The organism is Cellulosimicrobium funkei, from assembly GCF_004519295.1.
GTDB lineage: Bacteria > Actinomycetota > Actinomycetes > Actinomycetales > Cellulomonadaceae > Cellulosimicrobium > Cellulosimicrobium funkei.
In genome coordinates this window covers 267,173-286,486 of the sequence record NZ_SOZH01000001.1, presented here as the reverse complement: position 1 = coordinate 286,486, position 19,314 = coordinate 267,173, and the positions used below count along the sequence as shown (strand labels likewise).

23 protein-coding genes and 1 riboswitch are annotated in these 19,314 nt (G+C 73.2%); of the genes, 15 read left to right on the top strand and 8 right to left on the bottom strand.

Going from position 1 to position 19,314, the window contains the following annotated elements; all coding sequences use genetic code 11:
* The first annotated feature begins 4 nt into the window (after positions 1 to 4).
* From E1O70_RS01280 to E1O70_RS01260, 5 genes are all read left to right on the top strand, one after another.
* The gene (locus tag E1O70_RS01280) at positions 5 to 466 is read left to right on the top strand and encodes a hypothetical protein (RefSeq protein WP_061269078.1); all 462 of its coding nucleotides are present in this window, start codon (positions 5 to 7) and stop codon (positions 464 to 466) included.
* A gap of 5 nt (positions 467 to 471) precedes the next feature.
* A complete protein-coding gene (locus E1O70_RS01275) occupies positions 472 to 990 on the top strand; it encodes a hypothetical protein (protein WP_128957702.1) in 519 nt (172 codons plus the stop codon).
* Positions 991 to 1,150: 160 nt separating this feature from the next.
* The gene (locus E1O70_RS01270; RefSeq protein ID WP_061269080.1) at positions 1,151 to 1,714 is read left to right on the top strand and encodes a type IV toxin-antitoxin system AbiEi family antitoxin domain-containing protein; all 564 of its coding nucleotides are present in this window, start codon (positions 1,151 to 1,153) and stop codon (positions 1,712 to 1,714) included.
* Positions 1,698 to 2,654: a nucleotidyl transferase AbiEii/AbiGii toxin family protein gene (locus E1O70_RS19765; protein ID WP_061269081.1), complete on the top strand. Its 957-nt coding sequence runs from the start codon at positions 1,698 to 1,700 to the stop codon at positions 2,652 to 2,654. Before E1O70_RS01270 ends, E1O70_RS19765 begins: the two co-directional genes overlap by 17 nt.
* 91 nt (positions 2,655 to 2,745) lie before the next feature.
* Entirely contained in the window at positions 2,746 to 3,366 is a 621-nt protein-coding gene (locus E1O70_RS01260; protein ID WP_061269082.1) for a hypothetical protein, read from the top strand.
* Here the strand turns inward: E1O70_RS01260 and E1O70_RS01255 are convergent.
* Together E1O70_RS01255 and E1O70_RS01250 are read right to left on the bottom strand one after the other, a co-directional pair.
* Positions 3,344 to 4,270 carry a siderophore-interacting protein gene (locus E1O70_RS01255; protein WP_061269083.1) on the bottom strand — a complete coding sequence of 309 codons (927 nt, stop codon included), beginning with the start codon at positions 4,268 to 4,270 and terminating at the stop codon, positions 3,344 to 3,346. The genes E1O70_RS01260 and E1O70_RS01255 overlap by 23 nt on opposite strands.
* Positions 4,257 to 5,213 (bottom strand): ABC transporter substrate-binding protein, encoded by a 957-nt coding sequence (locus tag E1O70_RS01250; protein WP_240696557.1) that lies wholly within the window; start codon positions 5,211 to 5,213, stop codon positions 4,257 to 4,259. The genes E1O70_RS01255 and E1O70_RS01250 overlap by 14 nt, the downstream gene beginning before the upstream one ends.
* Before the next feature lie 85 nt (positions 5,214 to 5,298).
* Between E1O70_RS01250 and E1O70_RS01245 the strand changes: the two genes are divergently transcribed.
* The 6 genes from E1O70_RS01245 (at position 5,299) to metE (ending at position 13,063) form a co-directional block, all read left to right on the top strand.
* The gene (locus E1O70_RS01245) at positions 5,299 to 6,471 is read left to right on the top strand and encodes a sensor histidine kinase (protein ID WP_061269084.1); all 1,173 of its coding nucleotides are present in this window, start codon (positions 5,299 to 5,301) and stop codon (positions 6,469 to 6,471) included.
* A gap of 59 nt (positions 6,472 to 6,530) precedes the next feature.
* On the top strand, positions 6,531 to 7,340 hold the full coding sequence (locus E1O70_RS01240) for a LytR/AlgR family response regulator transcription factor (protein ID WP_076404598.1): 810 nt from the start codon (positions 6,531 to 6,533) through the stop codon (positions 7,338 to 7,340).
* A complete protein-coding gene (locus E1O70_RS01235) occupies positions 7,337 to 7,804 on the top strand; it encodes a heavy metal transporter (protein ID WP_128957700.1) in 468 nt (155 codons plus the stop codon). Before E1O70_RS01240 ends, E1O70_RS01235 begins: the two co-directional genes overlap by 4 nt.
* On the top strand, positions 7,801 to 9,324 hold the full coding sequence (locus E1O70_RS01230) for a sodium/solute symporter (RefSeq protein ID WP_061269086.1): 1,524 nt from the start codon (positions 7,801 to 7,803) through the stop codon (positions 9,322 to 9,324). The genes E1O70_RS01235 and E1O70_RS01230 overlap by 4 nt, the downstream gene beginning before the upstream one ends.
* 89 nt (positions 9,325 to 9,413) lie before the next feature.
* Positions 9,414 to 9,516, top strand: a riboswitch (SAM riboswitch).
* Between the two features lie 5 nt (positions 9,517 to 9,521).
* Positions 9,522 to 10,583 (top strand): methylenetetrahydrofolate reductase, encoded by a 1,062-nt coding sequence (locus tag E1O70_RS01225; RefSeq protein ID WP_043655337.1) that lies wholly within the window; start codon positions 9,522 to 9,524, stop codon positions 10,581 to 10,583.
* 32 nt (positions 10,584 to 10,615) lie between these two features.
* On the top strand, positions 10,616 to 13,063 hold the full coding sequence (gene metE, locus E1O70_RS01220; protein WP_061269087.1) for a 5-methyltetrahydropteroyltriglutamate--homocysteine S-methyltransferase: 2,448 nt from the start codon (positions 10,616 to 10,618) through the stop codon (positions 13,061 to 13,063).
* Positions 13,064 to 13,120: 57 nt separating this feature from the next.
* Here metE and E1O70_RS01215 read toward each other — a convergent pair whose 3' ends face one another.
* On the bottom strand, positions 13,121 to 13,372 hold the full coding sequence (locus tag E1O70_RS01215) for a hypothetical protein (protein WP_021483231.1): 252 nt from the start codon (positions 13,370 to 13,372) through the stop codon (positions 13,121 to 13,123).
* A gap of 50 nt (positions 13,373 to 13,422) precedes the next feature.
* Positions 13,423 to 13,671, bottom strand: coding sequence for a DUF2630 family protein (locus tag E1O70_RS01210; RefSeq protein ID WP_061269088.1), 249 nt, complete (start codon positions 13,669 to 13,671; stop codon positions 13,423 to 13,425).
* A 223-nt stretch (positions 13,672 to 13,894) separates the two neighbouring features.
* On the opposite strand from E1O70_RS01210, the gene E1O70_RS01205 reads away from it, so the two are divergent.
* The 3 genes from E1O70_RS01205 (at position 13,895) to E1O70_RS01195 (ending at position 15,340) form a co-directional block, all read left to right on the top strand.
* A complete protein-coding gene (locus E1O70_RS01205; RefSeq protein WP_167496872.1) occupies positions 13,895 to 14,332 on the top strand; it encodes a hypothetical protein in 438 nt (145 codons plus the stop codon).
* A 40-nt stretch (positions 14,333 to 14,372) separates the two neighbouring features.
* Positions 14,373 to 14,699, top strand: a complete 327-nt coding sequence (locus tag E1O70_RS01200) for a hypothetical protein (RefSeq protein ID WP_061269089.1) — start codon at positions 14,373 to 14,375, stop codon at positions 14,697 to 14,699.
* Positions 14,700 to 14,812: 113 nt separating this feature from the next.
* Positions 14,813 to 15,340, top strand: coding sequence for a hypothetical protein (locus E1O70_RS01195; protein ID WP_128957698.1), 528 nt, complete (start codon positions 14,813 to 14,815; stop codon positions 15,338 to 15,340).
* 117 nt (positions 15,341 to 15,457) lie between these two features.
* Here the strand turns inward: E1O70_RS01195 and E1O70_RS01190 are convergent, their stop codons facing one another.
* From E1O70_RS01190 to E1O70_RS01180, 3 genes are all read right to left on the bottom strand, one after another.
* On the bottom strand, positions 15,458 to 16,534 hold the full coding sequence (locus E1O70_RS01190) for an FtsX-like permease family protein (RefSeq protein WP_061269091.1): 1,077 nt from the start codon (positions 16,532 to 16,534) through the stop codon (positions 15,458 to 15,460).
* A gap of 119 nt (positions 16,535 to 16,653) precedes the next feature.
* Positions 16,654 to 17,304, bottom strand: a complete 651-nt coding sequence (locus E1O70_RS01185) for an ABC transporter ATP-binding protein (protein WP_061269092.1) — start codon at positions 17,302 to 17,304, stop codon at positions 16,654 to 16,656.
* Positions 17,304 to 18,317 (bottom strand): peptidoglycan-binding domain-containing protein, encoded by a 1,014-nt coding sequence (locus E1O70_RS01180; RefSeq protein ID WP_167496873.1) that lies wholly within the window; start codon positions 18,315 to 18,317, stop codon positions 17,304 to 17,306. Before E1O70_RS01180 ends, E1O70_RS01185 begins: the two co-directional genes overlap by 1 nt.
* Positions 18,318 to 18,581: 264 nt before the next feature.
* Between E1O70_RS01180 and E1O70_RS01175 the strand changes: the two genes are divergently transcribed.
* Positions 18,582 to 18,980, top strand: coding sequence for a VOC family protein (locus E1O70_RS01175; protein WP_061269094.1), 399 nt, complete (start codon positions 18,582 to 18,584; stop codon positions 18,978 to 18,980).
* A 4-nt stretch (positions 18,981 to 18,984) separates the two neighbouring features.
* Here the strand turns inward: E1O70_RS01175 and atpC are convergent, their stop codons facing one another.
* Positions 18,985 to 19,302 (bottom strand): ATP synthase F1 subunit epsilon, encoded by a 318-nt coding sequence (gene atpC, locus E1O70_RS01170; protein ID WP_240696556.1) that lies wholly within the window; start codon positions 19,300 to 19,302, stop codon positions 18,985 to 18,987.
* Positions 19,303 to 19,314 lie beyond the last annotated feature (12 nt).

Sequence of the window (19,314 nt, the reverse complement as noted above, 5' to 3'; positions counted from 1 at the left end):
CGCCGTGCTCCGCGTCCCCCTCGACCTGCTCCTGCCGCGGGTCTCCGTCGCCGACGTCCGGCAGCGCGCCGCGGAGCTGCCCCGCCGCGGGCAGGAGGTCCGGGTCCGCGTGCGCGACGACGTGCTCGTCGCCCGCCGCTGGGCCCCCGGCGCGCACGCGAGCGGGCACAGCGTGCTGCGCGCCCGGCTCACCGAGGAGCCCGACGGCGTCCGCGTGCGCGGGACGGTCGCCCCGAGCGGGCTGGACCTCGTGCTGGTGGCGATCTGGCTCGCCGCGGCCGCCGGGATCGCGACGCTCGGCGCCGTCTACCGGAACGGGGTCGCGTGGCTCGTCGCGCTCCTCCCCCTCGCCTTCGGCGCGGTCTTCGCCGCCTGGCTGCCCGGGGCCGCCCGGTCCGGTCACGACGTGCTGCTGCGGGCGCTCGCCGCCCTCGGCGAGGGGCCCGACCCCCACGGGCCACGGTGACGGGCGTGGCTCGCCCTCCCGTCCGCATCACGTCCGACCCGCCGCGGGGGACGTTCTCCGCGTGCACCCTCGTGCTCGCGACCGACCCCGAGACGGCGGCCGGGTGGGTCGCCGCCGCGTTCGGCGCGCTGCGCTGGAAGCGCCGGGCGTCCGACGCCGCGCACCGCGAGGGCGCGTCGTTGTGGGAGGTCGGGGGCGCGGCCCGCGCGCTCTTCCTCGACGACCTCGACGTGCTCCGCCTCGTCACCCCGCGTGCGGCGGCGTTCTTCTCGCACGGGCGGGGCGTCGCTACGGTCCAGCCCGACGGCGCCGCGCACCGCACCGTCGTCACGCTCTCCCTCGTCGAGGGCCAGCTCTCCTGCCGCGAGAGCTTCGGCGCCGTCGCGCGGCACCTGGACGAGGCCGCGGTCCGCGCCGGTGCGCTCCCGCCCGACGACGTCCCGGTGTGGACGAGCGCCTACGACATGCCCGCCGGCTCCCCCGGCCACCCGCGGTCGCGCAAGCGCCTCTTCCGCGGCTCCTGAGCGGAAGGCTGCGGGCGGCACGCTGTCGGCCCCGGACTCTCACGTGCCGACGACGTCATCGCGCTCGTGGACGTCTCGCGGACGGCGAAGAAGCGGACCGACGGCGCGAGTCGCCACGAGGTGAGTGTCAAAAGTATCTCGTTTTCGATACACTTTTGACATGGCACCTACTCGGGAACGCCTCCTTGAGGAGGCGTTCGAGCGTCATGGCTTCGTCACGCGTGCCGACGCGTTGCGTGACGGGCACAGCCCGAACGCACTGCGCATGCTCATCGCGCGTGGCGCACTGCAGAAGGTCGCGCACGGCGTCTATCGCATGCCCGTCGTGCCCGCCTCCGAGTACGACAACCTGCATCTGGCCGTGCTGTGGACCGGCGTGGAGAACGCAGCCCTGTCCCACGAGACCGCCCTGTCCCTGTACGAGCTCAGCGACGTCAACCCCGACCGCATCCACGTCACCGTGCCGACGCACCGACGCATCCGACGCTCGGGCGCACAGGGGATCGAGGTCCACCATCAGGACCTCGAGCCTCGCCAGATCGGGTGGTTCGAGCAGATCCCGACCGTCAAGCCTGCGACCGCGATCGAGCAGTGCATCGAGAACGGGACCCCGACCTATCTGCTGCGACAAGCCCTGCACGGCGCACGAGAGAGCGGGCGCATCACCGCCGACGAGGGCGAACGCCTCAGAAGGAGACTCGAAGACCGTGACACAGCTCCCTGACCTGCCCCGCGCGCTCGCCGAGCTCAAGCCCAAGACCAAGGCGCCGGCCTCGTCGAGCATGCTCAGCAGCTGGATCAATCAGACCGAGCAGAAGGTCGGGTCCTACGGCGGACGCCTGAGCTGGCTCATCGCCTCGACCGTCGTCGTCGCCGTCCTTCAGCGCGCACTGGACCTCGACGGGCAGCCACACTTCCTGCTCAAGGGCGGCACCCTGCTCCAGCACCGCCTCCCGGCCGCCTCCACGCGCGCCACCAAGGACGTCGACGGTCTTGTCCGCGGCGATATCGCCGACTTCCTCGACAAGCTCGACGACGTCCTGGACGAGCCGTGGGGACCGCTGTCGCTCCGCCGCACGGCGGTCGACGTCATCGAGACCCCCACGCGCGTGATCAAGCCCCGACGCTTCGACGTCGTCCTGGAGATGCAAGGCAAGACGTGGCGCAAGGTCCAGGTCGAGATCGCCCCTGACGAGGGCGGAGCCGGCCAGGACCCCGAGCCGTTCACAGCACCACCGCTCGCTCCCGTCGGTCTGCCGGATCCCGTGGCCCTCGTCGGCCTGGCGCTGCGGTACCAGGTCGCCCAGAAGATCCACGCGTGCTCGGACCCTCACGAGCCACCGGGCTCCGTCAACGATCGGGCTCGCGACGTCGTGGATCTCCTACTGCTGCGCGAGATCGACGAGATCGGGGACAACCCCGTGGCCGTACGCGCCGCGGTCGTGGACATCTTCGACGCGCGGGCACGTGACGCCCGGACTCTCGGGCGCGCCGTGCGCACGTGGCCGTGCGAGGTGGTCGCCCACCAGCACTGGTCGGCGGACTACCAGCGCGCAGCCGCTGATGCTCGTCTGCCCCTGACGCTCGGACAGGCGGTCGAAGAGCTGAACGCGTGGCTCGCCCTGATCGACTCTGCCGCGCCCGACGACGAGGCCGGGAGGTAGCAGAGCGATCGTGCCGCCCGGTGGGCGAACCGTGCACCGCCCGGGCGGGCCACCCGGCGCGAGGGCGCGGTGCCGTGGGACGATGCCGCCCGTGACGGAGCTGACCTTGCACGACGACGCCAAGCGCCGCGTGGTGCGCGCCAACCTCACGTTCGCCGCGGTCCTCGTGCCGATCCTCGGGCTCACGGCGGTCTCCCTGGGGATCAGCACGCGCAACCTCGCCCTCGCGCTCGGGTACGCGTGCGTCGTGCTCGCGATGATCCCGCTGACGTACGTGCTCGCGCGCCGCTTCACCGACCGCTCCCGCGTCACGTTCGGCGACGGGTCGGTGACGGTCCAGGGCTGGGGCCGACCGCGGCGGTTCACGGTGGCCGAGATCGAGCGCGTCGTCACGGTCGACAGCATGGGGTTCGGGGGCATGACGCCGACGCACCACCTCATCGTCGTGGGGCCGACGAAGCGCCTCGCCCTGCTCGTCGGGCAGATGTGGGACCGCGACCAGCTCTCGGCCGTCGCGCTCGACCTCGCGCACCGCGGCGTCCCCCTCAACCCGGTCCACCAGCCGGTCACTCCCGTGCAGCTGCGGGCGATGGACCCCCGGCTCGTGCCGTGGCGTCAGGCGCACCCGGTCGCGCTGGGCCTGCTCGTCGGGGTCGGCGTGCTGCTGTTCTTCCTGGTCGCGTTCGTCGTCATGGTCGCGTTCCTCGTCTGACCGACGCGTCCGGCCGGGCGCGGTCGTGCCAGTAGCCCTGGGCGTGCACGCGCGACCGCGCCACGCCCGCCGCCACGAGCTCGGCCCGGACGCGCGCGACCGTGGCGCTCTCCGTCGCGCACCACGCGTAGAAGCCGTCACCCGCAGAGGCCGCGGACCGGCCGTGCTCCGCGACCCAGTCGCGGACGGCGCCCAGCACCGCCCGCTCGGCGCCCCGGCGTCGCGCGCGGGGCACGCGCTCGACGTGCACGGTCGCGGGCACGTCACCGAGCGGGGCGTCCGCCGGGTCGTCGGCCTCGACGAGCACGTGCGCCCGGACGTCGGGGCCGAGGCTCGCGAGGATCCCGCGCACCGCGGGCGCGGACGTCTCGTCCGCGACGAGGAGCACGTGCCCGACGGCGGGCCCCGGGTCCCACTGCGTGCCATGGTCGGTCACGCCGTACCGCGCGTGCGGCGCGGACAGCAGGACGCGGTCCCCGACCGCCGCCCGCCGCGCCCAGGCGCTCGCCGGGCCCGCGGGCTCGTGCAGGTACAGGTCGAGGTCGACCTCGGCGGCCTCCGACCGCACGGCCACGGGCGTGTACGAGCGCATGACGGGGCGCTCGTCGTCGTCGAGCGCGGACCACTCACGGCGCCACGTGCTCTCGTCCGCGAGGCGCGCCCGGCGCGCGAGGCGGTCCGCGCCCGGCCCCGGGAGCAGGATCTTCACGCGCTGGTCGAGCCCGACGTCGGCGCACACGGCGAGGTCCGGACCGGCGAGCGTCACGCGCACGAGGCGCGGGCCGACGTCGTGCACGCGCGCGACCGTCGTCGGGAAGAGCACGTTGGGCGACCGGTGGAACCGGCACCCGGCCGGGCTCCCGGCGGTCGCCGGGGGCCCGGCCGCCGCGTCAGGAGCCGGCACGGTCCTGCAGGAAGCGCTCGACGTCGTCGAGCACGGCCTGCCCGCCGAGCGGCCCGACGCCGCTGATCCAGGACGACTGGTCCACGACGCGCACGTCGGGGAACGACGCGGCGTTGAGCGGGATCTCCGCGGGCACCGCGGACGCGTCGTCGGGGTCGGCGGCCGAGACGAGCACGAGGTCGGCGGCGGCCTCGGTCACGCGCTCCGGGGACAGGTCCACGGAGATGTCCTCGCCCCACTCCTGCTCCGGCGTCGTGAACCCGACGCACTCGAGCGTGCTGCCCGCGAACGACCGCGGCCCGTACGCGGACACGATGCCGTCGCGCGGGCGCAGGAGCTGCGCCGTGCCGGAGACGCCGTAGTCCTCCTGGAGCTGGGCGCACCGCGCGTCGTAGGCGTCGAGCAGAGCCTGGGCGTCCGCCTCGCGGCCGAGCGCGCGGCCGACGAGCAGCACGTTCTCCTGCCACGGGTCGGTCTGGGTCGCCATGAAGACGGTCGGCGCGACGCTCGCGAGCTGGTCGTACAGGTCGGAGTGGCGCGACTCCGTGCCGAGGATGAGGTCCGGCTCGAGCGCCGCGATGGCCTCGAGGTTCGGCTCGGGGACGGTCCCGACGACCTCGATCGCCTGCGCCTCCTCGCCGAGGTACGCGGGCACGCCCGCCTCGACGCTCAGCACGGCGGCGCCCACGGGGACGACTCCGAGCGCGACGGCCGTGTCCGTCTCGACGGGCTCGAGCGTCACGACGCGCTGCGGCGCCGCGTCGAGCTCGGCGGTCCCCCGCGCGTGCTCGACGGCGTACCCCGCCGCGGTGTCGTCCGGCGCCGTCGCCGCGGGCTCGGGGTCGGACGAGCACGCCGCGAGGAGGGTCGCGGCGAGCACGAGGGCGGTGGTGGTGACGCTGCGGCGCACGCGCGGGCTCGACGTGGTCCGGGAGATCGGCACAGGAGGTTCCTCCGTCGTGGGATAGGGTCGCCTAACCTTACCTGCCTACCGGGGCGGGTGACGCCGCGCTGGATACGATCACTGCATGTCCGGGCCCGTGTTCGCCGGCGCCGCCGCCGGTCTCGTCGTGGGCGTCCTGCTCACCCTCGGGCTCGTGCTCGCCTGGCGGCTCGCGCGCGGGTCGCGCGAGCTCGGGAGCGACTCCGACCGGGCGACGTTCCGCACCCTCCACCTCGCGTCGCGCGCCGCGACGCACCTGCGCGACGGGCTCGACGGCGACGACGTCGGCCGCGCGGCCCGCTCCCTGCGCCAGCTCCTCGGTGCCGACGCGCTCGCCGTCGTCACGGCGGACGGGGCGGTCGCTCTCGACGGGAGCTCGACGCTCGAGCCCGACGCGCGGCGCGTCGCCGAGCGCGTCCTCGCGACGGGACGGCGCCACGTCGAGAGCGGCGACGTCGAGGACGCCGTCGGGGCGCCCGTCGTCGCGGGCGGCCGCGTCGCCGGGGTCGTCGTCGCCTTCGCCGACACCGTGCGGCCGCCGCTCGTGCGCGCGACGGGCGAGGTGGCGCAGTGGTGCGCGGCGCAGCTCGAGCTCGCCGAGCTGGAGGCGTCGCGCACGGCGCTCGCGCAGGCCGAGCTGCGCGCGCTGCGCGCCCAGATCAGCCCGCACTTCATCTACAACGCGCTCGGGGCCATCGCGTCGTTCATCAGCACCGACCCCGAGCGGGCGCGCGACCTCGTGCTCGACTTCGCCGACTTCACGCGCTACTCGTTCCGCGGGCGCGGCGACTTCACGACCCTCGCCGACGAGCTGCGCTCGATCCACTCGTACGTCGAGCTCGAGCGCGCCCGGTTCGGCGAGCGCCTCGCCGTCACCCTGCAGATCGCGCCGGAGTCGCTGACGGCCGTCATCCCCTTCCTCTCCGTGCAGCCCCTCGTCGAGAACGCCGTGCGCCACGGTCTGGAGCCGCGCGAGCACGGCGGCACGATCGTCATCACCGCGCGCGACGAGGGCACCCAGACGGAGATCACGGTCGAGGACGACGGCGTCGGCATGGACCCGGCCGTCGTGCGCGAGCTCCTCACGTCGCGCGACACGACGCACGTGGGCCTGCGCAACGTCGACACGCGCGTGCGTCAGCTCTACGGCGACGACCACGCGCTCGACATCGAGACCGCGCCCGGCTCGGGCACGCTCGTGCGGCTGCGCGTCCCGCGGTCGCAGCCGCTGCACGAGACGGAGGTGAGCGTGCCGTGACCACCCCGGACCCGGCTCCGGCCGGCGGTCTCCCCGGCGGGGCGGGCGACGCCGTCGGGCTGGACGTGCTCGTCGCCGACGACGAGCGGCCTGTGCTCGACGAGCTCGTGGCCCTGCTCCGCCGCGACCCGCGCGTGCGCACCGTGCGCGGGGTCGCGAGCGGCTCCGAGGCGCTGCGCGAGCTCTCGTCGCGCACGGTGGACGCGGCGTTCCTCGACATCCACATGCCGGGGCTGACCGGCCTCGACCTCGCCCGCGCGCTCTCGCGGTTCGCCGACCGCCCGGCGGTCGTGTTCGTCACCGCCGACGAGGCGCGCGCCCTGGAGGCGTTCGACGTCGAGGCCGTCGACTACGTGCTCAAGCCCGTGCGGCGCGAGCGGCTCACGCGCGCGGTCGACCGCGTCGTCGAACGGGTCGCGGAGCGCACCGCGGCGGGGCGCACCCCCGCGACCGACGCGGCGGCACCGTCCGCGAGCGCCGCCGCTCCACCGCCGGTTGCCGGCGACCCGGCGGGCGGTGCGGCCCCGGCCGAGGAGACGCTCGTCGTGACGGTCGGCACGACGACGCGGCTCGTCCGGCGCAGCGCGGTGCGGTGGGTGCAGGCGCAGGGCGACTACTCCCGGCTCGTGACGGACACCGAGCAGTTCCTCGTGCGCGAGCCGCTCTCCGATCTCGAGGAGCGGTGGGCGCCCGCGGGGTTCCTGCGCGTGCACCGGTCGTACCTCGTGGACCGCGCGGCCGTGACCGCGGCGCGGTTCGGCGGGGCGCAGCCCGCGCTCGTCGTCGCCGGGCACGAGGTCCCGGTGAGCCGCCGCATGGTGCCCGCCGTGCGCGAGGCGCTCCTCGGGCCGCACCGGGGCGCGCCGTGACGGGCACCGACCCGCGTCGGGACGCGCGCGTGCGCGTCCGGTCCACCGACCTCCCCGCGGCGCGCCCCGGCCCTCGCCCCGGCCCCGGTGAGGGCGCCGCCCCGGGGGGTGGGGCGCCGTCGGGCACGGCACGGACCGGCGAGCCGGACGACGCCGCGACCGCGTACACGCGCGGGCTCGTGCGGGCCCAGCTCCGGCTCGGGCTGGCGTGCGTGGCGTCGTTCCTCGCGGTCGTCACGCTGCTCACGGTGACGATGAGCGGCGTGCCCGCGCTGGACGACGTCGTGCTGCTCGGCGTGCCGCTGCCGTGGCTCGTGCACGCGTACGGCTTCTACCCGGTGATCGTCGCGTTCGCGGTCGTCTTCGCGGTCGCGGCGGCGCGCAACGAGCGCCGGTACCGCGCGCTCGCCGAGGGCGCGGGCGGGCCCGACGAGCCCGGCCCCGACGACTGCGGTGCGCCGTGACCAGCGCGCTGCCCCTCGTCGCGATCGCGCTGCTCCTCCTCGCGACCGGCCTCATCGGGTTCTACGGCCTGCGGATCTCGCGCACCACGAGCGACTTCTTCGTCGCGTCGCGCACCGTGCGGCCGGTCTGGAACGCGTCGGCGATCAGCGGCGAGTACCTGTCTGCGGGCACGTTCCTCGGGCTCTCCGGCCTCGTGCTGCTGTCCGGCGCGGAGGCGTTCTGGTTCCCCGTGGGGTACGCGGCGGGCTACCTGCTCGTCCTGCTGTTCGTCGCGGGCCCCCTGCGGCGCAGCGGCGCGTACACGATCCCCGACTTCGTGCACGCCCGGCTCGACTCCGTGGTCGCGCGCCGAGTGACGAGCGTGCTCGTGCTGGTCATCGGGTGGCTCTACGTGGTGCCGCAGCTCCACGGGGCGGCGCTCGTCATCACGAGCGTGGCCGCGGTGCCGCCGTGGGTCGGCTCGGTGGGGATCGCGGTCGTGGTGAGCGCCGTCGTCGCCGCGGGCGGGATGCGCTCCATCACGTTCGTCCAGGCGTTCCAGTTCTGGGTCAAGCTCACCGCGCTCGCGGTGCCGCTCGTCTTCGTGCTCATGGCGCTCGGCGGGGCGTTCGAGCCCGGCGGCGCCGTCGTCACGTTCGACCCCGGCGCCGTGTTCCCCCACGAGGCCGGGCCGGGCGGCCTCGACGCGTACGCCACGGTCTCGCTCCTGCTCGCCCTCCTGCTCGGCACGACCGGCCTGCCGCACGTCCTCGTGCGCTTCTACACCTCGCCCGACGGCGGCTCGGCCCGCCGCACGACCGTCGTCGTGCTCGTCATGATCAGCGTGTTCTACATGGTGTCGAGCACGCTCGGGCTCGTGGCGCGGGTCGTCGCGCCCGACCTCGCGGCGCCCGGGGTGGCGGACACCGTCGTCCTCGCGCTGCCGACCCGCCTCGTGCCCGGGCTCGGCGGCGAGCTCCTCGCCGCGCTCGTCGTCGCCGGGGCGTTCGCCGCGTTCCTCGGGACGTCGTCGGGGCTCGTGGTCGCGCTGGCGGGCGTCGTGAGCCAGGACCTGTTCGGCGGCACCGTGCGGTCCTTCCGCTGGTCGGCGGTCGCGTGCACGCTCATCCCGCTCGCGTTCGCGCTCGTCACCATCCCGCAGGGCCTCGTGACGAGCGTCGGGACGGTGTTCGTCTTCGCGGCGTCGGCCCTGTCCCCCGTGATCCTGCTCGGCGTGTGGTGGCGCGGCCTCACCGCGCGCGGCGCGGTGGCGGGCATGGTCGTGGGCGCCGTCCTGTGCGCGACGGCGCTGCTCGCGTCGTCCGCGCTCGTCGCCGCGGGGTACGGGAGCCCGTCCGGCAGCACGGCCGACGGCGTCCCCGGCGTCGTGCGCGCCCTGCTCGCCCAGCCCGCCGCCTGGACCATCCCGCTCGCGACGGCGACCCTCGTCGTCGTGTCGCTCCTCGACCGGCGCGGCCCGCCGCTGCGCACCGACCGGTTCCTCCGCCGCCTGCACGTGCCCGAGCGCCGTCGGGCCTGAGACTCGTCGCACCGGGAGCTCCGACGACCCTCCGCATCTCACCTGGCGGGCACTCTCGACCGCATGTCGGATGGGTCGTAGGATCGTGGCAACCATCCAGAGCGGTCGAGAGTCCTGGCTCGACGACACCGCAGCAACCCGCCGACGGAAGCCTCCCGAGGACAAAGGTGCTAACGCCAGGGTCGATGGAGTGACGCATGACCTCAGAGGCATCCTTCGCGCACCGTCCGGGCCGTCCTCGGCCGACGGTGTCGTTCGAGCTCATGCCCCCGCGCCGACCGGACGCGGCCCCGAAGTTCTGGGAGACGGCACGCCGTCTCGTCGCGACGCACCCCGACTTCGTGTCCGTGACGTACGGCGCCGCGGGCACCGACCGCGCGACCGCGCGCCAGGTCGTCGGACGCCTGCTCCAGGGCACGCCCGTGCTGCCGATCGCGCACCTCACGTGCGTCGGGGCGTCGCGCGAGGACGTGGAGTCGGTCATCACCGACTTCCTCGACGAGGGCGTGCGGAGCTTCCTCGCGCTGCGGGGCGACCCGCCGCGCGACCAGCCGGACTGGCAGCCCGCGCCCGACGGCGTCCGGTCGTCGACCGAGCTCGTCGCCCTGCTGCGCGAGGTCGAGGCGTCGCGCTGCGCGTCCGACCCGGCCGTCGCGCTGCGCGGCGCGGCCCGGCCGCTGACGATCGCCGTCGCGACGTTCTGCGACGGGAACCCCGCCGCCGGCACGACGCGCACCCAGGAGGTGCGCCGCCTCTGGCAGAAGCAGCAGGCCGGCGCGAGCTTCGCGATCACGCAGCTCTTCTACGACGCGTCGTCGTACACCGACTTCGTCGCCGAGGCCCGTGCGGCCGGCGTGACGATCCCCATCCTCGCCGGGCTGCTGCCCACGACGGAGCCCGCGCGGCTCCGTCGCGTCGAGGAGCTCACGGGCGTGCGCGCGCCCCAGCACCTGCTGGACGCGCTCGACGCCCTGCCCGACCCGGAGGCGCAGCACGCCTACGGGATCGCGTACTCGGTCGACCTCGCGCAGCGCGTCCTCGACGCGGGCACGCCCGGTCTGCACGTGTACACGTTCAACAAGCACCGCGCCGCTCTTGACCTGCTCGAGGGTGTCCACCTCGGCGGCGGGTCGGTCGGGACCGGGGGCGGCGCCAGCGCCGCCGCCGCCCCGCTCGTCCCGGACCTGGCCAGCGGGCCGTGGGTCACCGGCACCTCCCTGCCCACGACGAGCGCCGCCACGCACGGCGCGCCCGTCTGACCGGTCCTCCGGACCAGCAAGAGGTTTCGATCATGGCCACTTCCGTACCCTCCCCTACCCAGAACCCGGTCGGTTTCCCCGCCGGCACCGTGCTCGGCTACCCGCGCATCGGCCGCCGCCGCGAGCTGAAGAAGGCCGTCGAGGCGTTCTGGGCCGGCAAGACCTCGGCCGAGGAGCTCGAGGCCACGGCCCGCGAGCTGCGCCTCGCGACCGTCCGCCGGCTCGTCGACCTCGGCCTCGGCGACCACGACGCGTCCGTCCCCGGCTCGTTCTCCTTCTACGACCAGGTGCTCGACGTCGCCGCCTCCCTCGGGGCGGTCCCGTCGCGGTTCGCGTCGCTGACCGACGACGCCGGTCGCCTCGACCTCGCGGGCTACTTCACCGTGGCGCGCGGCCAGGGGGACGACGCCCCGCTCGAGATGACCAAGTGGTTCGACACGAACTACCACTACCTGGTCCCCGAGATCGGCCCGGACACCCCGATCCGCTTCGTCGACGACCGCGCCGTGCGCGAGTTCGTCGAGGCGAAGGAGGCCGGCGTCGTGACGCGGCCCGTCGTCGTCGGGCCGGTGACGTTCCTCGCGCTGTCCAAGGCCGCGGACGACGCGCCCGCCGGGTACTCGCCGCTCGACCGCCTCGACGACGTCGTCACCGCCTACGCCGACCTGCTGCGCGCGCTCGCCGCGGCGGGGGCGCCGTGGGTCCAGCTCGACGAGCCGATCCTCGTCACCGACTCGGTCGACGTGCCGTTCACCGAGCTCGCCGCCGCCGTGGGGTCCGCGTACCGCACGCTCGCGACGAAGCTCTCCGTCGGTGCCGAGGACGCCGCGCAGGCGCGTCCCGCGATCCTCGTCGCCGCGCCGTTCGGCGGCCTCCAGGCCGCCGCCGAGCACGACGGCGCCGCGGCCCGCGACGGTCTCGCGCTGCTCGCCGGCACGGACGTGGACGCGATCGCGATCGACCTCGTCAAGGGCGCCGTCCCGGCGGCGGCCGACGGCGCCGTCCCCGGCCTCGCGGGCAAGACGCTCGTCGCGGGCGTGATCGACGGGCACAACGTGTGGCGCGCCGACCTCGCGGGGAAGCTCGACGTCGTCGACACCGTCCGGGCCCTGGGCGCGGGCGCGGTCGCCGTCGGCACGTCGACGTCGCTGCTGCACGTGCCGCACGACGTCGAGGACGAGACGTTCGCCGAGCCCGGCACGGCGTCGGGCACGACGCTCGACCCGCGCCTGCGCGACTGGCTCGCGTTCGCGGACCAGAAGGTCGGCGAGGTCGCGACGCTCGCCCGCGCGCTGACCGAGGGTCGCGACGCCGTCGCGGAGGAGATCGAGGCGTCCCGCGCGGCGGTGGCGTCGCGCGCGGAGGCGAGCGGCGTCGTCGTGCCCGCGGTGCGCGAGCGCGCGGCCGCGCTGACCGACGCGGACTTCGCACGCGGCGACTACGCCGAGCGCGCGGCGGCGCAGCAGGAGCGCCTGAACCTGCCGCTGCTGCCCACGACGACGATCGGCTCGTTCCCGCAGACGCCCGAGATCCGCCGCGCCCGCGCACTGTGGACGAAGGGCGAGCTGTCGGACGCGGACTACACGACCGCGATGCGCGAGGAGATCGCGCGCGTCGTCGCGCTCCAGGAGGAGCTGGGCCTCGACGTGCTCGTGCACGGCGAGCCGGAGCGCAACGACATGGTGCAGTACTTCGCGGAGCACCTCGACGGGTTCGCCGTCACGGCGAACGGCTGGGTCCAGTCGTACGGGTCCCGCTGCGTGCGCCCGCCGATCCTGTGGGGCGACGTCACGCGGCCCGCGCCGATCACCGTCGAGTGGTCCGCGTACACGGCGTCGCTCACCGAGAAGCCCGTCAAGGGCATGCTCACCGGGCCCGTGACGATCCTCGCGTGGTCGTTCGTGCGCGACGACCAGCCGCTCGGCGACACGGCGAACCAGGTGGGCCTCGCGCTGCGCGACGAGATCGCGGACCTCGAGTCCGCCGGCATCGGGATCGTCCAGGTCGACGAGCCCGCGCTGCGCGAGCTCCTGCCGCTGCGCCGCGCGGACCAGCCGGCGTACCTCGACTGGTCCGTCGGGTCGTTCCGGCTCGCGACGTCGGGCGTGGAGGCGGCGACGCAGATCCACACGCACCTGTGCTACTCGGAGTTCGGCGAGGTCATCGGCGCGATCGACGGCCTCGACGCCGACGTGACGTCGGTCGAGGCGGCGCGCTCGCGCATGGAGATCGTGCCGGAGCTGCGCGACGCCGGGTACTCGCGCGGCATCGGGCCGGGCGTCTACGACATCCACAGCCCGCGCGTGCCCTCGACGGAGGAGGTCACCGAGCTGCTGGAGCTCGCCGTGAAGTCGATCGACCCGCGCGTCGTCTGGGTCAACCCCGACTGCGGCCTGAAGACCCGCCGCTACGAGGAGACCGTGCCGTCGCTCGAGCACCTCGTCACCGCGGCGAAGGCCGTCCGGGCCACGCTCGGCTGACCCCGGGAGACGCCGGAGGCCGGGTCCCGTCGGGACCCGGCCTCCGTGTCGAGGGCGTCAGCGCTCGGTCGTGCCCGTGCCCGCCATCGGGAGGGCGAACGCGAGCGTCGCCGCGGCGAGGCCGCCCACGAAGAGCCACACGCCGCCGTCGACGCCGGACATGCCCGACCCCATGAGCACGAGCCCGCCGACGAACAGCGCGAACGCCACGACGAACCGTGCGACCGCGCCCGCGTGACCGGGGATGTCGCGCCCTTCGGTCCCGGTGGGGAGGGGGCTGTGCGCCGCCTGCTCGCTGGACGTGGTCATGGGGTTCTCCTTCTGAGGTCGGAACGGGAGCCGGACGTCGCCGTCGGCGATCAGTCCAGGTAGTTCTCCACCGTACCGGGGTCTCGCACCGTCGCCGCATCGGGGTCGCCGCCGAACTCCCGGGCGGCGCCACGCTGGCGCAGCAGGTCCCAGCACTGGTCGAGCTCGACCTCGATCGCGCGGAGCCGCTCCTGCTCCTGCGGGCCCGAGATCTCGCCCCGGGCGAGCTGCTCCCGGAGCCGGTGCTCCTGCGCCACGAGCTCGCTGATCGTCCTGCGGATGCCGCCGTCGGTCGCCATGCCGTCCACGGTATGCCCGACGGCGCGGGCGCGCCCGTGCGGTACACCGACGAAGCGGATTCAGACCCACGATGGATGGCGATCCCCCACGGCCCGCCCTGACACGACTCAGCACGCGCCTGACTTCTCGAGGAAGGGGTCGCGCCCCGGGCACGGAGGATTAGTTCAACGATTCAGCACTCATGCCTCACCGCAATTCAGTGCCATACCACCCTGAGGCCGCATGCCGAAAACGTCTTCGCTGTCGAGACGAATGCTGGTCGACCGCGGCCAGACCTGGGTGCTGGTCGCCCGATTCGGGATGCGCTATGCTCCGCGGGAAAAGTTCCACTTCTTCCAGGGGGCCGGAGTAAATTCCAGAGCAATACGTGTCGTGATGGTGATCGGGATGGCATGCGCGCTTGCGCTCGTGCCGGCGGGTGCGAACGCCGCGTCGAAGGGCGGGGTCGGCGATTACTGCAACACGAACTATCGCGTGATGGTTCAGAGCCTGACGCTCGGCGACACGACCCATGAGGTCAACAGCGCGATCTGGCACAAGGGCTGGAAGAACTGGGTCACGTCGACGACGTACTCGACCGCCACGGGAACCTTCAGCTGGCACGTGAAGGCGCGGGAGGTCAACGGTCCGCGCACCAATGCCAACTGCACCCTTCGTTGACCGTCAAGGCCGTCCCGCTGAGATTGGCAGAGTATTCGCGATGCAAAAGAATTCATGGAGAGCGGCCCTCGCGGCCGCGGTCGTCGGCGCTACCGTGCTCGTCGGCGTCGGGCAGGCTAGCGCCGTCACCTACCAGTACATGGACAAGGAGCTGAACTGCCGGCTCGGCGACCAGGTCCGCATCCAGGGGCGCACGACCGGCGAGACGGATCACAAGCTGGTCCTGGGCAGCGGCTACTACCTCTGGTACAAGGGATACAAGAACAACATCACCTCCACGACCTACACCCACGTGCAGGACGGGACCGCCCGTATCCTGGCGACCCGCCTGGTCTCGAGCAACGTGTCCTCGTGCGTCGCCGACTGATCGTGGAGACGTCGGCTGACGAACGAGCGACGACAAGGACTCTGGAGGGCGATGCGACAGCAGCTCGCCGCACGCCGCAGAACCGCTGGGTACAGACCGGCCTGACTGCCGCGATGATGCTCGTCCTCAGCGCCTGCTCCGGTGGCGTCGACGGCCAGGGGCAATCGGTCGATGCGTCGCCGTGGGAGCCGCCCGGGTGGATGGCCGAACAGGCTCGTCAGCAGGAGGAGTTTCAGGCGGCACTGCAGTCGTGTCTGGATGGAGCGGGCTGGGACAAGACCGTCACCCCCGACGGTGGTATCAAGGAGCCCTTCACGGGCGCGGAGTACGACCGGTTCCGGGAGAACCTGCACGAGTGCTACACCCAGATGGGCTACCCGGTAGCGCCCACCACCACCCTCTCACCGGAGTTCCTCGGAACCCTCTACGACCGTCAGCTCGATGTCGCGGCGTGCCTGAAGAGCAAGGGCGAAGAGGTGAGCGATCCTCCGACCAGAGATCTCTACATCGAGACCGCGAATGATCCGGAGTCGACGGCCGGGTGGTCGCCTTACGACGTGGTCCTCGCCAGCGGGATCGGTGAGGAGGAGTACAACGCCCTGAGGAGGGACTGCCCCGAACCCTGGTTCCCGCCCCAGTAGGTGGAACGTCGCTTCGCGTCGGTTCCGGAAGCCGCGTGCGGTGTCCAGCACGGGCGAGGGCGGTCTGACCAGCCGCTCCTCCCCGTCGGAGCGCCGCACGCGGCTTCGTGGGTTCGGCTACGGGACCCGCAGGACGCGGACCGGATCGCGACGCGACGCGACGATCGCGGGCGGAATCGCACCCACCAGCGCAGTGGTCATGGCCAGACCAGCAAGTCCGAGCGTGAAAGACACGTCGGGCAGGTCGGATGCCGTCAGTCGCGCGAAGAGCGTCGCTGCCCCGATACCGACGAGCACACCAAGGGCTGCTGCTGTGAACGACTGGATGATGACGAGTACGACGATCGCCGACCGTGTCGCGCCCAGCGCGCGTCGCCGTCCGAAATCTCTTCGGCGAGAAGACACGGCACCGAACATCGTGGCCGAAATGGTCACCAGCCCCACGGCCAGCACCACCACCATGATCCGTCGGGCGGAATCACCCATCTCGCCCTCGACCACCCGCCGAAGGGCGATGGCACCGGTGGGGCTCTCGATCGTGACCGCCGCAGCGTCCTCGGCGTGGATCAGCGCCGGGATCACTCGCTCCAGATCCTTGACGTGGCTGACGGACGACGCCATGGCGTAGACGTAGCGCACGTCTCCGGCCTTCGTCTCGCCAGCCCCTGGCGTCACCAGCGCTGCGGAGTCCAGGGTGTCGAGCGGACCCCGTGACTCGAACACCCCGACGACGGGCCAGGCTTGCACGCCATCGGTGACGTTGCCGACGCCGTCCGCGAGCCCCAGGGAGCGCGCCGCCTCGACCCCGACGAGCACCTCGCCGGCCCGCGGAGCCCTCCCTGCGACGATCGGGATGTCCGTCGGAAGGGTGCCGACGAGCGTCCTCAAGGCGACGCCAGCACCTCCATGGGCAGGAGCGTCAGCGTTCCGGACATCACGTACAGGGCCCAGTCCGATCACCCAGTCCACCTCCGGGCGAGTACTCAACGCAGGGACGCTCGACGCGTGGACGCGCGCCTCGCCTGACGCGTCGAAGGCAGTGACGAGCTTTGCCCCCGCACCGTCGATGCGGGAGAGCACCGCCTGCTCGGCCGCGACGGACTGCCCGGTGGTGGCGAGAACGACGAAGCAGGAGATGGCTACGACGAGTGCCGCGACCGCCGACGGCAGTGGCTGGGCGATGACCGTGCGCAAGCCGTCTCGAAGGATCGCTCGGGGAGCGGGCGCACCCGGCAGCGGGGTCGGCAGCCGTACGGGGGTTCTGACGTCGCTCGGTGCGGGGTCGAGCGAGGATCCGGTCGCCACGTGTCCGCCTAGCCCAGGACGAGCCGGTGATCGGCCCGCTCCGCCAAGGCCTCGTCGTGGGTGGCGACGATCACGGTCGCTCCGCTCCGGGCATGCGCGACGAGCGCGTCCCACACCACCGCTGCGGAACGGGCGTCGAGGTTTCCGGTCGGTTCATCACCGAACACGACGCTCGGAGAGGTGAGCAGAGCGCGGCAGAGCGCCACTCGCTGCGCCTGACCACCGGAGATCTCCCCCGGTCGATGCGCAGAACGATGCTCGACGCCGAACCTCTCGAGAAGCTCGCGAGCGTGGGACCGAGCCGCAGACATCGGCATCCCGGCAAAGAGTGCCGCCTCGCACACGTTGTCGAGGATGCTCCGTGCAGGATCGAGCATCGCATCCTGAAAGACGAACCCGACCTTCGATGCGCGTATCCGCGAACGCTGGTCGTCAGCGAGCTGCGCCACCGAGCGCCCGTCCCAGACGACTCGTCCTTCTCGTATCCGGAGCATGAGGGCGAGGATGTACAGGAGGGTCGACTTCCCCGAGCCTGAGGGTCCGGTCACCGTCGTCACGGACCCGGCCGGGAAACCGGCCGAGAGATCCTCGATGATCGGCTCGGACCTCTTCCGATAGGCGAACGTGAGGTGCTCGACCGCGAGCACAGGGCCGTCCATCAGGTGTCCTTCTCACTCTTCGACGCCTGATTCCCGGACTCGTCGACACCGAACAGGAGGATCTCGTCCCCGATCTCGACGCCATCCACCACAGCGCGTCCGTCGCCCTCTGTCCGTATCGTCACGGCGACCTGCTCACCGTCGGCCCGGACCACGAAGGCTGTCCCGTCTGCGTGGGTCTGGATCGCTGAGAGCGGCACGGCCGGACCTTCTGCTGGAGCGACGATCGCGACCTCGCTGTCGAAGATTGCGGGATCGGGACCGTACGGGACTCCGGAGCACCCGCTCCCGCAGATCGAGTCACCCTCGGCGGGCACGAGCTGCGCCACCACAGAGCCGTCGTCCGAGATCGTCTGCGACCCGATCGTGGCACGCCATTCTGCGTCACTGCTCCGGATCGCCACGGTGGCATCGACAGGGATCATCGACACCTGATCGGACGTGAGCTTCATGGTGAAGACGGGTTCGGCCGCCAGCGCACGAGCCACCACCTGCCCTGGAGCCACCTGCGCCCCGGGGAGCATCTCCTCCGCAAGAGTCACGCGGCTCGGTATCTCCCGCGCGAAGAGCACATCCCCCGAACGCACGATCCCGTCGTCCTCGATGCCCAGGTCCCGCTGCCATGCCGCCACGGCTCTCGCCGTCGCGTCTCCGAAGCTGCCACCGACGCTCCGTACGCGCAGGTAGCCGGAGTCCCGAAGGAACTCCTGAAGCTGGCGGACGTCCGCGCCCTTCAGACCCACGCTCATCTGACGGAAGGCGGGCACATCACCGCGGAGCACGGTGACGGGGCGGAGATCGACGCTGTAGAGAGCGTCCCCCGGCTGAACGACGTCGCCGGGCGCCACGTCGATCGAGGTGACCGTCCCGGAGCCCGCGCCTGTGGCGAGGGGGACAGATTCCCACGTCGCCGTGACGGGAAGGGACAGCGTTCGACCGATCGACTCGTTGATCACCCGGTACGTCGGCTCAGACGTCGGCCCAGTCTCGACCTCGGGAGTCGTGAGCGTCACGCGGCCGGCCCAGAAGGTGAGGCCGCAGGCCACGACGGCGAGGCTGATCCACCCCGTGGTCGCTCGTGCTCGGCGTCGCATGACCCCCCTGGTGCCGCGGCAGCAGGTGAAGGGTATCGGACGCTCAGGAATGCGACGATCGCTTCCGGCGGTGGTCGCGCTCGGCGCGAACGGATGGCCCGGCTGACGTTCCGCGTCGGTTGGCGCGGCCGCATCCGAGCACCGCCCGCGTCCGGCGTCGGACCAGGTCCTAGGCTCGGGCCCATGACGACGACGATCGGGCGCACGGTCCTGCTCTGCCGCGACCTCGACGCGAGCGCCGCGTTCTGGGCCGACGGGTTCGGCTTCCGCACGTTGTTCCAGGGGGAGACGGAGGGGTTCCCGCTGCTCCACGTCGGCCCCGGACGCGTCGTCGAGCCCGGCCTGTGGCTCGTGCCGCTCCCCGAGGGCGGCGCCCCGCTCGTGCGGCACGGCCTGCCCAACCTCGTGCTCTACGTCGACGACCTCGACGCGACCCTCGGGCGCCTCGCCGCGGCCGGGGTCGAGCCGTTCGTGGGGCCCGACGCCGACGCCGAGACCGGCGACCGGTTCGCGCACGTCCACGACCCCGACGGGCACCGGGTCGTCGTCGTGCAGCTCGGGACGACGACCGACCCCGCGTAGCGGGCTACCGAGCGCGCACCCATGTCGCGTCGTCGGCGAGGATCGTCACCTCGTCCTGGTCGACGACGACGAACCCGCCCCCGATCCGCAGCTCGGCCGTCGGGCGGTCCGGGGTGCGCAGACGCACCCGGCCCGCCGTGAGCGACGCCGCGACCGGCTGGTGCCGCGGCAGGATGCCCAGCGTGCCCGACACCGCGGGGACCGTCACGCTCCGCGCCTCCCCCGCCCAGAACACCCCGGACGGCACCACCACCTCCACGGACACCAGCCGCTCCCCGGCGGGTGCGGCGGTCTCGGACGGGGACGGCAGGGCGACGGGCACGGAGTTCCTCCC